The following is a 12,203-nucleotide window of genomic DNA, read 5'->3' on the forward strand; positions in this document are numbered from 1 at the left end:
ATCCACCGGAAACCGCGACTCTCCTATGAGATTGCGGTCTTTTTACTGCCGGCCGTCTGTTTCTTATGTAAAAATAATATTTCATATTTTCTGTCTTTTCGTTACCTTTACAAAATAGGTATGTCCTGCCTCTAGTTGCCAAGTGATTTGGGGATCGCCTGACAACTGCGGGGTATATCAACGAAAACAAAAGGGGATGAGTTTGTGACAGTGGGACTGAAAGAATCCGGAGTCCGCGTGACAGAGGAACTGCCGCGCACGACGGATGGGAAACTGGACTATGAACGGACCATCGAGACACCGGAGTTCAAGCGGCTCGTCAGGAAGAAGAACCGCTTCATCACACCTTATACGGCTGCATTTTTCGTAATTTACCTGATGCTTCCGATCCTGACCAGTTACACAAACATACTGGAAACGCGTGCAGTTGGCTGGATGACGTGGACATGGGTCTACGCCTTCAGGTTATTTGCCATGGTATGGGTGTTCACGCAGATTTATGTAAAGAAAGCACGGGATTTTGATAAGGACGTTGACCAGATTATCGAAAAACACGTTCAGGAATAAAGGGGGATTCGCTGATGAGTATGATATCCATTATAATCTTTTTCGCTGTGATTCTATTGACGTTGTACATCACCTACTGGGCTGCAAAACAGACGCAGACGGCCAGTGACTTCTATACGGCAGGCGGCTCCCTGTCCGGCTGGCAGAACGGCATGGCGATCGCCGGAGATTACCTGTCCGCCGCATCATTCCTCGGGATTGCCGGCGCCATCTCGCTGAACGGATTCGACGGCTTCTATTACAGTGTCGGATTTCTGACCGCTTATCTGGTCGTGCTGTTCCTGATTGCAGAACCGCTCCGGAATTTAGGAAAGTATACGATGGCCGACATGATCGGCTCCCGCTTCGGCGCAAAGAAAGTGCGCGGAGCGGCGGCGCTCAATACGATTACAATCGTGCTGTTCTATATGCTTGCGCAGCTCGTCGGTGCAGGCGCGCTCATCAAACTGCTGTTCGGCATCGACTATTGGATGTCAGTGATGATTGTCGGCGTCATGATGCTCGTCTATGTGCTGTTCGGCGGCATGACTGCAACAAGCTGGGTGCAGATTGTCAAGGCGATCCTGCTGATGATCGGAACCATCGTCATTTCGTTCCTGGTCCTAATGAAGTTCAATTTCAATTTCGTCGGCATGTTCGATATTATGCGGACAGCGACGGACCACGGGGAATCATTCCTCCATTCGGGGGTCGTCTACAAAGATCCGATCGGTCTGATTTCCGTACTGCTGGCCCTGGTGCTAGGAACAGCAGGCCTGCCGCACATCCTCATGCGTTTCTTCACGGTGAAGGATGCAAAGACGGCCCGTTCATCCGTCGTCTATGCGGTCTGGATCATCGGCATTTTCTATGTCCTTACGATCTTCCTCGGGTTCGGGGCCGCCAAGTTCGTCGGCTCGAAAGCGATCATTGCTGAAAATGCCGCCGGCAACATGGCTGCACCGATGCTCGCCGGTGTGCTCGGCGGGGATGCCTTGGAGTCATTCGTTGCGGCTGTAGCATTTGCCACGATCCTTGCCGTTGTCGCAGGGCTCGTGCTCTCGGGTGCATCCGCCATTGCGCATGATCTGTATGGAGAAATCATCATGAAAGGCAAAGTGACGGAGAAACAGCAGGTGCGCGCAGCCCGTATCGCCGCCATCAGCGTCGGTGTCCTGTCAATCTTGCTGGCACTTGGTTCGGAAAAATTGAACGTCGCATTCCTCGTGTCGCTCGCATTCTGTATCGCAGCGTCCGCGAACGTACCGACTCTGCTCATGACGATCTATTGGCGTAAGTTCAACACGACAGGCGCAGTGGCGTCCATGCTGACCGGCCTTATCACGGCATTGGTGCTCGTCGCGGTCAGTCCGAACGTCATCAATCCGGTGCCGGGCGCAGCGTTCTTCGTCGGCGAACCGCTCTTCCCGTTCATCAACCCGGCAATCATCTAAATCCCGGCCGGCTTCCTGGCTGCGGTCATCGGCACATATGTCGGTGCAAAGAAGCAGGAAGCGGAGGAAGTGTCCTACGCGGAGGTCCGGTTCAAAGCGGAAACCGGCTACCGCGGATTGTAAATCGTTTCCTCGTTTTTCCTAAAAGCCCGGTGGTCTGTCTTGCAGGCAGACCGCCGGGCTTTTTTGTCTGTATTCCCGGCAAAGATGAGTGGGAATTGTGAAGTTATGAGCGCAACGTGACAGTTTATGAGCGGAATCCCATGTTTATGATCACTTTCAAGGATTTATGAGCATAATCCCATATTTATGATCACTTCCCCCGGTTTATGAGCGGAACGGCACCATTTATGAGCACTTTCCCGCTTTGCCGCAACTGATTCCTCTGCCGCCAGACGCAAAAACCGTTCCCCAGGCAGGGAACGGTTTTCATCCGATACGCTTATGCTGTTGTCCGCTCGGTCATGAACGTCATGATGACGAACAGCGCGAAGGCGATCAGCAGGATCGTACCGCCGACGATGTAGAAGATGAGAGCGAATGTCGGGTTGATATTGAATGGCTGGATGAACTGCAGCCACATACCGGCTGTCAGACCGATGGCGCCGATGATGGCGGTCCAGCCGTGGACGGCCACCAACTTTTTGGCGCGCACCCTGTATATTTTGTAGAAGACTCCCCACGAAAACATCGACAGCCAGCCGACGAGCAGAATGTGCGCGTGGATCGGTTTGAACGCGTACGAACCCGAACCCGCCATATGAGAACCTAATACCGTTCCGATCAATCCGAAAATCGCTGCAATCCTGATTAAACGCATACTCCATTTCTCTTGCATGCTGCATTCCTCCTGTGCCGTTCTGATTACTTCCATCATACAACCTGAAGATGAACGCAACATGTACAGTACATTACAGTTTCGGCAGTGTGACTGTGAATGTCGTTCCGTTCCCTTTTTCACTGGTCACATCGATCGTTCCGCCGTGGAGCTCGACGACCTGCTGCACGATAGAGAGACCGAGCCCAGTCCCTTCTGCCGCCTGTGTCCGGGAGTCGTCTTCGCGGTAGAACCGGTGGAAGATCCGTTCCATGTTCTCCGGCGCGATGCCGATGCCTGAGTCGCTGATGGTGACAACCACCTTCTCTTCTCCTGCAGCAAGGGATACGTCCACCGTCCCATACTTGTCCGTGTATTTCAACGCATTCGACAGGATGTTTTCCCAGACCTTTTCAAGGAACGACGGATCCCCCGTCAACTCAGCCTCTTCCACGTCCATGGATAACGAAATCTGCTTCTCTTCCAACAGCCACCGGTATTTGCGCACTGTCTCCTTCAGCTGCTCACTCACACTGTACTGCACCGGTTTCAGCGGGCTCATCATCTGATCGAGCGATGTCAGCAGCAGCAGCTGTTTCGTCAGCGACGACAGCCGGTCCGTCTCCGATTGGATGACTTTCGCATAGCCCGCCCGTTCACCCGCCGGCAGGGATTCGTCTGCAAGCAGTTCGGCATATCCTCTGATATTCAGCAGAGGCGACTGGAAATCATGCGACACATCGCTGATGAATCGCTTCCGGATTCTGTCGTTCTCACTGAGACGCTCCGTCATCCTTTGGAAACTTTCCGCAAGCTGCCCGATCTCGTCTTTCTGATCGATATTCAGGATTGGACTGAATTCCTCATTCCCGACCCGCCTCGTCGCAAGCGTCAGCTGGGTGATCGGCCGGATGAGCCGCTTCGCAACGATGAGCATTGCCAGCAGGCTGGTGATGGCCATGACGATCACCATACCGCCGAGCAGGGAATGCACTTCCGTGAACAGCAGTTTGATATCTGGACGCAGGAACAGCGCATAGTCCCTGCCCTCATACGTAAATGGGACGCCGACCGTGTTCGCGGTTTCGTCCGAGAAGAAACCGGTCACGAACGTTTCGGTCGGAAACTCACGCATCCCATGGTAGTCGTCTCCTGCCAACACCTTTTCCACTTTCTCCGGCGCCAAGTTCTCCAGACGGAACGCCTGTCCGAACCGCTCCGTCTTTCCATCCGCACCGGCCAGCAGCAGTTTGTATCCTGTCCCAGCCTCCATCTCCAGAAAAACCCGCAGATCCGGCGGTTCCATCTCTTTGATGTAGTCCGCCATCTGCTTGGCGATCCGCATGTTCTTCTCGTCGTTCGATCCTTTGAGATTCTGGTGGTAGTACGTATTTACTGCCAGGAATGCAGTCAGGGCGCTGAATGTCATGATGGCTGCGGTATATAAAAGGAATTTCCCATACAGGGACCTCATGGCAGAGGGACCTCCAGCTTATAACCGACACCCCGGACGGTCACGATGCGGATCCCTTCCGGCAGGCCTTCGAGCTTATTCCGCAGCCGTTTGATATGTACGTTAAGGGTCTGGTCATCTCCCTCGTAGTCAAACCCCCACACACGGTCCAGCAGGATGTCACGCGTGAACACCTGGTTCACACGGGAGGCGAGCACGGACAGCAGTTCGAATTCCTTCAGCGGCAGCAGCAGCACTTTCCTGCCGATCGTCACTTCGTACGTCTGACGGTTGATGGACAGCGGCCCCGCTTCGATGAAGACATCGACCGCTTTGTCATAGCGGCGTAAAATCGCGCGGATCCGGAACAGCAGCTCTTTCGGCTCGAACGGTTTGACGAGATAGTCATCCGATCCGGCAAGGAACCCTTTCTCCTTGTCCTCCAATTCCCCCTTCGCCGTCAGCAGCAACACTGGGATATCCCATTCGGAACGCAGTTTCTTCGTCAGCGCATAGCCGTCCATCTCCGGCATCATCACATCGACAACCGCGAGATCCGGCACTTCCTCAGCTAATTTCCCAAGTGCCTCCTTACCATTTGCCGCTTTGATAACCGAATACCCTGCCCCCGACAGGGTGATCCGAACAAGTTCCACGATATTCGGATCGTCATCCACTGCCAATATTGTCGTCATCTATTTCACACCTTTCGTTTTCGATCGGTTCCACTCCGCATTAAGAAGGCCGGACAGCAGCAGAATGACCGCTGTCATATAGAACCAGATGACCAGCATGATAATACCGGACAGCTGGCCGTACAACCGCGTGTAATCGACATCAGTCACCCACCCGCCGAACAGGTAGCTGAACAGCTGCCAGCCGATTGTCGAGAAGACCGCCCCCGGCAGCGCCTGCCGGAAATACACCTTTCCGGTCGGCACGAATTTATAGAAGAACAGGAAAAAGAAGAATAGGAAGAGCGTTCCGAGCCCCCACTTCACTTTCGGCCAAAGGAACAGCCAGCCTTCCCAGTCGTCCACGGCATCATAATACGCAATCACCTGATGGAGCACGTTTTCGATGAACGGCAGCAGCAGGGACAGCGGCACAATCAGCATGAAGAGCAGCGTGACGCCGAGATCCCGGAACAGCGACAGCCAGAAGCCCCTCTTCCTGACATACCCGTTTGCAAGGTCCAGGGAACGGGCGAGCGACTGGACTGTCACGGACGACAGCCAGAAAGCACCCGCCAGACTCAAATAGAGCCATTTCCCTGTTTTGTTCCTCACGATTTCAAGGACGTTATCTTCAATCAGTAAGAAAGACTCTTCAGGAATAAAAGGCCGGAGAAATCGAAACATAACTTCTTCATTGACCGGAAAGAGACTGAGCAGCGACAGCACGAACAGGAAAAACGGCAATATCGACAGCAGCAGATAGTAGGCAGTTTGAGCCGCTTGGTCAAAAAAACGCTCAAAAAAGAACCTTTTTAGGACTTTAATACCTATACTCATCATCAATCTCCTTTTGTCGTCTTGGGTTCATGGAGAAGCCGGTTAAAGACACAGCCATCTATATTAGGGGGACATTGAGAGTCCTGACAACCAATTTATTGAAAAATTATCTTTCCATCTTGAAAGTCATGATTAGGTGTAAACGTTAAACTAGAGAGAGCAGTTTTCAACAAATAAGACACAACAGTTTTCCGCTACTATATTGCTTTCTATATACTAGAGATAGTCTATAGAAAGTGAGGAAAGAGGAAGTGGAAATTTGGATGGTGTATTTTGAAGTGAAGCGACTGCGTGAGGAAGGATTTTCAGACGCAGCGATCGCTAGAAAGCTTAAGATTTCTAGAAACAGAGTGAAAGATTATGGGGGAAAGACTCCGGAGGAATTTCACGAGTTTGCCTTGTCTTTACAGACAAGAAAGAAGAAACTGGATCCGTATGAGAAGCAGATCCTTGGATGGCTGAGAGAGCATCCAGATCTTACAGGTGCACAAATCGCAGACTGGCTAAAGGAAAAGCTGGAGGTGAACTTCGTCAGTGAAGGGACTGTGAGGAATTACGTTAACGAAATTAGAGAGAAATATTGTATTCCTAAACAGTTGGCAGAACGAGAATATGCGGCTGTGCCCGAACTTCCTAAGGGACTCCAGATACAAGTCGATTTCGGGCAGACACGACAGCCAACGGTTGATGGAAAAAGCCAGAAACTCTATTTCATCGGTTTCGTCCTGGCCCATTCTCGCTATAAATATGTAGAGTGGCTCGACAGGCCCTTTACCACAAAGGATTTGATTCGGATGCATGAGAATGCCTTCGCCTATTTTGGAGGCATGACCGAAGAAATCGTATATGATCAGGACAACCTTCTGGCCGTCAGTGAAAATGCGGGAGATATTATTCTGACCGCAGAGTTCGCCAGGTATCATCAGAAACGGAAGTTCAGGATTTATCTGTGCCGGAAAGCTGACCCGGAAACAAAGGGGAAAATTGAACGGGTGATCCAGTACGTAAAAGGAAACTTCGCCAAGAACCGGGTATTCGATCAATTACGCCACTGGCAAGATACCTGCATGAAATGGCTGAAACGGACCGGGAATTATAACGTTCATCACACGACGAAAAAAAGACCTGCCGAAGTGTATACTCTGGAAAAGGAACACCTCAGACCGGTCTCAGGAACCTACATTTTCGAAAATGTCTGTACGTCCAGTATAACAAGACAGATTCACAAAGACAATGTGATTCGCTTTGGAGGGAACCGCTATAGCGTACCACTTGGTACGTTCCGGTCGGACGCGCCGAACATCGCCTATGTAGAAGAACATAAAGATCACCTTCTGATCCGTCTGCAGCAAACAGGACCGGTGATCGCCAAACATACCATCGCGAAGGGAAAAGGCCAGCTTATATCCGATCCAGGCCACCGGAAACGGAACCAGACAAAACGCGACACATCAATCCGACAGGTGACCGAAATGATCGCGGACGCTGAGCTCTCCAACTGGCTGATTGAGGTATTGAAGGAACGATATCCGCGTCACCTGCTCGATCAATTGCAGATTGTCCAGACAGTCGGCCTTCAGTATCCTGAATTCTTATCCCCGGCTGTTCAGGAGATGCGACGACTGCGACTCAGCAGCGCTCATGACTTACGGGACATCGCCATCTCGTTGGAGATGGAAGAGAAGAAGACTGGACAGCGTGAAGCAGCGGTAAATGAAAAATATCAAGATCTTCGAGCCCCCGAACGGAAAGAAGATATCTACCTTCAGATTTTCCAAGGAGGTGATCTGGTATGAAGCCACTCTACGAAGATCTGCAAGATCAATGCCGGACCCTGCGCTTAGCAGAGGCCGCAAAGGAGCTGCCCCGAATTTTACGGGAGGCCGAATCGAAGGGATGGACGTATCATGAATTGATGCATGAATTCCTTCATTATGAGGTGCGATGCCGGGAGACAAAGAGTCGGGATAAGTTGATGAAATGGGCAGAGTTTCCTGAACTGCTCACCTTGGAGAACTTTCGGTTGGAAGAACAGACCGCAATCGGGGCCAAGCAACTGAATGTCTTAAAGGAGCTAGCGTGGGTAGAAGAATGTTTCACACTGATCATGATGGGGCCGACGGGTGTCGGCAAAACCCATCTATCTACAGCATTAGGCATTCATGCGATTGAGAGAGGACACCAAGTGTCCTTCATCTCGATGGACCGATTGATGTATGTATTGAAGACCAAGGATTATACGGCCAAGTCTAAAACCCGCTACAAACGAATCGTCAAATCCGATTTAATCATTATCGATGACGTCATGTACATGGCCTACGAGCCGCAGGAAGCTCATTTATTTTTCCAGTTCATTTATGAACTGTATGATCAAGCAGCCTTTATTTTGACATCCAACAAGGGGCCTGGAGAGTGGGGGAAGTTTTTAGGAGATCCGACATTGACCACAGCCATCCTGGATCGTTTACTGCATAGGAGCGAGATTTTAACGTTCAGCGAGGAGCAGAACAGCATTCGAATGAAATATCGTCAGACGTTATTTACGACAACAGGTGTTGAATCTTAATTGTTGAAAACTGTTGTGTGATAATTGCCGAAAACTGCTTAATTCTACTTGACGGTCACATTAGGAGCTTTTACCCCATACGGCGTAGCCCAAAATCATGTTAAATGCCATCCAATACTTATCATCATACCATCCATTATCTTATTCTATTCTAAGGGTTTCACACATCCGCAGTCCATGCAGGAAATCAGAGGAGAACCCGTAGCCTCTTCACTCTTACGGACCGCCTTCTGAAGCGAAACTGTATGTTAATACTCTGCGACGGGTGGCAGACCCATGATAACATTTACATGCTAGCATTCCATGCAATAAAAAAACACGAGCAGAGACATTTTGTCTCCGCTCGTGTTAATCCAGCTCCGACTCCCTGATGCTTGTCGCATCAAAACGATCGTCCCCGCTTTTTATAGTGCCCGGCAACGTCCTACTCTCACAGGGGGAAGCCCCCTACTACCATCGGCGCTGAAGAACTTAACTTCCGTGTTCGGTATGGGAACGGGTGTGACCTCTTCGCCATCGTTACCAGACAGATGAGCTTGTTCGCTCAAAACTGGATAAAACAGACATTGTGCAGCCAAGACCGCCTTACGGCGCTTCCGCTTTTGTTTGGTTAAGTCCTCGATCGATTAGTATCTGTCAGCTCCACATGTCGCCATGCTTCCACACCAGACCTATCCACCTCATCATCTTTGAGGGATCTTACTTACTTGCGTAATGGGAAATCTCATCTCGAGGGGGGCTTCATGCTTAGATGCTTTCAGCATTTATCCCGTCCACACATAGCTACCCAGCGATGCCTTTGGCAAGACAACTGGTACACCAGCGGTGTGTCCATCCCGGTCCTCTCGTACTAAGGACAGCTCCTCTCAAATTTCCTGCGCCCGCGACGGATAGGGACCGAACTGTCTCACGACGTTCTGAACCCAGCTCGCGTACCGCTTTAATGGGCGAACAGCCCAACCCTTGGGACCGACTACAGCCCCAGGATGCGATGAGCCGACATCGAGGTGCCAAACCTCCCCGTCGATGTGGACTCTTGGGGGAGATAAGCCTGTTATCCCCGGGGTAGCTTTTATCCGTTGAGCGATGGCCCTTCCATGCGGAACCACCGGATCACTAAGCCCGTCTTTCGACCCTGCTCGACTTGTCGGTCTCGCAGTCAAGCTCCCTTATGCCTTTGCACTCTTCGAATGATGTCCAACCATTCTGAGGGAACCTTTGGGCGCCTCCGTTACCTTTTAGGAGGCGACCGCCCCAGTCAAACTGTCCGCCTGACACTGTCTCCTGCCCGGATCACGGGCAAGGGTTAGAAGTCCAATACAGCCAGGGTAGTATCCCACCATTGCCTCCGCGTAAGCTGGCGCTCACGCATCCAAGGCTCCTACCTATCCTGTACAGGCTGCACCGGAATTCAATATCAGGCTACAGTAAAGCTCCACGGGGTCTTTCCGTCCTGTCGCGGGTAATGCGCATCTTCACGCATATTATAATTTCACCGAGTCTCTCGTTGAGACAGTGCCCAGATCGTTACGCCTTTCGTGCGGGTCGGAACTTACCCGACAAGGAATTTCGCTACCTTAGGACCGTTATAGTTACGGCCGCCGTTTACTGGGGCTTCAATTCGAAGCTTCGCTTGCGCTAACCTCTCCTCTTAACCTTCCAGCACCGGGCAGGCGTCAGCCCCTATACGTCACCTTACGGTTTTGCAGAGACCTGTGTTTTTGCTAAACAGTCGCCTGGGCCTATTCACTGCGGCTCTCTCGGGCTGTTCACCCTACCAGAGCACCCCTTCTCCCGAAGTTACGGGGTCATTTTGCCGAGTTCCTTAACGAGAGTTCTCTCGATCACCTTAGGATTCTCTCCTCGCCTACCTGTGTCGGTTTGCGGTACAGGCACCTCCCGCCTCGCTAGAGGCTTTTCTTGGCAGTGTGAAATCAGGGACTCCAGGGAAACTTCCCCTTGCCGTCACAGCTCAATGTTACAGGAACGGGATTTGCCTCGTTCCACACCTCACTGCTTGGACGCGCATGACCAACAGCGCGCTCACCCTATCCTTCTGCGTCCCCCCATTACTCAAACGGCGGGGAGGTGGTACAGGAATATCAACCTGTTATCCATCGTCTACGCCTATCGGCCTCGACTTAGGTCCTGACTAACCCTGAGCGGACGAGCCTTCCTCAGGAAACCTTAGGCATTCGGTGGAAGGGATTCTCACCCTTCTTTCGCTACTCATACCGGCATTCTCACTTCCAAGCGCTCCACCAGTCCTTCCGGTCCAGCTTCAACGCCCTTGGAACGCTCTCCTACCACTGACACCCAAGGTGTCAATCCGCAGTTTCGGTGATTCGTTTAGCCCCGATACATTTTCGGCGCAGCGCCACTCGACCAGTGAGCTATTACGCACTCTTTAAATGATGGCTGCTTCTAAGCCAACATCCTGGTTGTCTGGGCAGCGCCACATCCTTTTCCACTTAACGAATACTTGGGGACCTTAACTGGCGGTCTGGGCTGTTTCCCTCTCGACTACGGACCTTATCACCCATAGTCTGACTCCCAAACATAAATCATCGGCATTCGGAGTTTGTCTGAATTCGGTAACCCGGGATGGGCCCCTCGTCCAAACAGTGCTCTACCTCCGAGATTCTGACGTTTGAGGCTAGCCCTAAAGCTATTTCGGAGAGAACCAGCTATCTCCAGGTTCGATTGGAATTTCACCGCTACCCACACCTCATCCCCGCACTTTTCAACGTACGTGGGTTCGGGCCTCCAGTAAGTGTTACCTTACCTTCACCCTGGACATGGGTAGATCACCTGGTTTCGGGTCTACGACCCCATACTCATGCGCCCTGTTCAGACTCGCTTTCGCTGCGGCTCCGCGTTCTCGGCTTAACCTTGCATGGAATCGTAACTCGCCGGTTCATTCTACAAAAGGCACGCCATCACCCATTAACGGGCTCTGACAACTTGTAGGCACACGGTTTCAGGATCTATTTCACTCCCCTTCCGGGGTGCTTTTCACCTTTCCCTCACGGTACTGGTTCACTATCGGTCACTAGGGAGTATTTAGCCTTGGGAGATGGTCCTCCCGGATTCCGACGGAATTTCACGTGTTCCGCCGTACTCAGGATCCACTCTGGAGGGGATGGAATTTCGGTTACGGGGCTTTTACCCACTCTGGCGGGCCTTTCCAGGCCGCTTCGCCTACCCCATCCCTTTGTAACTCCGTATAGAGTGTCCTACAACCCCAGGAAGCAAGCTTCCTGGTTTGGGCTCTTCCCGTTTCGCTCGCCGCTACTCAGGGAATCGATGTTTCTTTCTCTTCCTCCGGATACTTAGATGTTTCAGTTCTCCGGGTCTGCCTCGTATCTGCTATGTATTCACAGATACGTACCATCCTATTAAAGATGGTGGGTTTCCCCATTCGGAAATCTTCGGATCACAGCTTACTTACAGCTCCCCGAAGCATATCGGTGTTAGTGCCGTCCTTCATAGGCTCCTAGTGCCAAGGCATCCGCCGTGCGCCCTTCCTAACTTAACCATAAAGTCATTGTTCTTCCGCCACCCAGCGATGAATGGACGTCAGAACGAAAAAGAATCGCAGTCCGGCTCACAAGTGTGTCCGGCTCGGTTGATTGTCTTGATTTGTTGCTTCAATGTCGTTTTATCCAGTTTTCAAAGAACAAAAATACTCTTCATAGAGTAAATTGGTGGAGCCTAGCGGGATCGAACCGCTGACCTCCTGCGTGCAAGGCAGGCGCTCTCCCAGCTGAGCTAAGGCCCCAAGTAATTAAGAATTCAAAATGGTGGGCCTAAGTGGACTCGAACCACCGACCTCACGCTTATCAGGCGTGCG

7 protein-coding genes, 2 tRNA genes, 2 rRNA genes and 1 pseudogene (1 of these 12 running past the window's edge) are annotated in these 12,203 nt (G+C 51.6%); 4 read left to right on the plus strand and 8 right to left on the minus strand.

The window, feature by feature from the left end; genetic code table 11:
* The first annotated feature begins 204 nt into the window (after window positions 1-204).
* Both QWT68_RS11515 and QWT68_RS11520 read left to right on the plus strand, forming a co-directional pair.
* Window positions 205-567 carry a DUF485 domain-containing protein gene (locus QWT68_RS11515; RefSeq protein ID WP_290148480.1) on the plus strand — a complete coding sequence of 121 codons (363 nt, stop codon included), beginning with the start codon at window positions 205-207 and terminating at the stop codon, window positions 565-567.
* Window positions 568-581: 14 nt separating this feature from the next.
* Window positions 582-2,123: pseudogene (locus QWT68_RS11520) on the plus strand (solute symporter family protein).
* A gap of 319 nt (window positions 2,124-2,442) precedes the next feature.
* On the opposite strand, the gene QWT68_RS11525 reads toward QWT68_RS11520, so the two are convergent.
* The 4 genes from QWT68_RS11525 to QWT68_RS11540 form a co-directional block, all read right to left on the minus strand.
* On the minus strand, window positions 2,443-2,838 hold the full coding sequence (locus tag QWT68_RS11525) for a hypothetical protein (RefSeq protein WP_040287715.1): 396 nt from the start codon (window positions 2,836-2,838) through the stop codon (window positions 2,443-2,445).
* A gap of 73 nt (window positions 2,839-2,911) precedes the next feature.
* Window positions 2,912-4,291: a sensor histidine kinase gene (locus QWT68_RS11530; RefSeq protein ID WP_290148481.1), complete on the minus strand. Its 1,380-nt coding sequence runs from the start codon at window positions 4,289-4,291 to the stop codon at window positions 2,912-2,914.
* Window positions 4,288-4,965 (minus strand): response regulator transcription factor, encoded by a 678-nt coding sequence (locus QWT68_RS11535; protein ID WP_040287717.1) that lies wholly within the window; start codon window positions 4,963-4,965, stop codon window positions 4,288-4,290. Before QWT68_RS11535 ends, QWT68_RS11530 begins: the two co-directional genes overlap by 4 nt.
* Window positions 4,966-5,784, minus strand: coding sequence for a YihY/virulence factor BrkB family protein (locus QWT68_RS11540; RefSeq protein WP_290148484.1), 819 nt, complete (start codon window positions 5,782-5,784; stop codon window positions 4,966-4,968).
* Between the two features lie 263 nt (window positions 5,785-6,047).
* On the opposite strand from QWT68_RS11540, the gene istA reads away from it, so the two are divergent.
* Together istA and istB are read left to right on the plus strand one after the other, a co-directional pair.
* Window positions 6,048-7,580, plus strand: a complete 1,533-nt coding sequence (gene istA / locus QWT68_RS11545; protein WP_290148487.1) for an IS21 family transposase — start codon at window positions 6,048-6,050, stop codon at window positions 7,578-7,580.
* On the plus strand, window positions 7,577-8,350 hold the full coding sequence (gene istB, locus QWT68_RS11550; protein ID WP_290148489.1) for an IS21-like element helper ATPase IstB: 774 nt from the start codon (window positions 7,577-7,579) through the stop codon (window positions 8,348-8,350). Before istA ends, istB begins: the two co-directional genes overlap by 4 nt.
* A gap of 411 nt (window positions 8,351-8,761) precedes the next feature.
* Here the strand turns inward: istB and rrf are convergent.
* The 4 genes from rrf to QWT68_RS11570 all read right to left on the minus strand — a co-directional run.
* A 5S ribosomal RNA gene (rrf, locus tag QWT68_RS11555) occupies window positions 8,762-8,877 on the minus strand.
* A gap of 79 nt (window positions 8,878-8,956) precedes the next feature.
* Window positions 8,957-11,888 (minus strand): 23S ribosomal RNA (locus tag QWT68_RS11560).
* A 167-nt stretch (window positions 11,889-12,055) separates the two neighbouring features.
* Window positions 12,056-12,131, minus strand: a tRNA-Ala gene (locus QWT68_RS11565).
* Between the two features lie 20 nt (window positions 12,132-12,151).
* Window positions 12,152-12,203: transfer RNA gene (locus QWT68_RS11570), tRNA-Ile, on the minus strand (it continues 25 nt past the right edge of the window).

It is taken from the genome of Sporosarcina trichiuri (assembly GCF_030406775.1).
Lineage (GTDB): Bacteria > Bacillota > Bacilli > Bacillales_A > Planococcaceae > Sporosarcina > Sporosarcina trichiuri.

What these genes read in the sequence shown, in the direction of transcription:
- QWT68_RS11525 (WP_040287715.1), bottom strand. Translation starts at nt 2,838, where the DNA reads ATGCAAGAGAAATGGAGTATGCGTTTAATCAGGATTGCAGCGATTTTC.
- QWT68_RS11530 (WP_290148481.1), bottom strand. Translation starts at nt 4,291, where the DNA reads ATGAGGTCCCTGTATGGGAAATTCCTTTTATATACCGCAGCCATCATG.
- QWT68_RS11535 (WP_040287717.1), bottom strand. Translation starts at nt 4,965, where the DNA reads ATGACGACAATATTGGCAGTGGATGACGATCCGAATATCGTGGAACTT.
- QWT68_RS11540 (WP_290148484.1), bottom strand. Translation starts at nt 5,784, where the DNA reads ATGAGTATAGGTATTAAAGTCCTAAAAAGGTTCTTTTTTGAGCGTTTT.
- istA (WP_290148487.1), top strand. Translation starts at nt 6,048, where the DNA reads ATGGTGTATTTTGAAGTGAAGCGACTGCGTGAGGAAGGATTTTCAGAC.
- istB (WP_290148489.1), top strand. Translation starts at nt 7,577, where the DNA reads ATGAAGCCACTCTACGAAGATCTGCAAGATCAATGCCGGACCCTGCGC.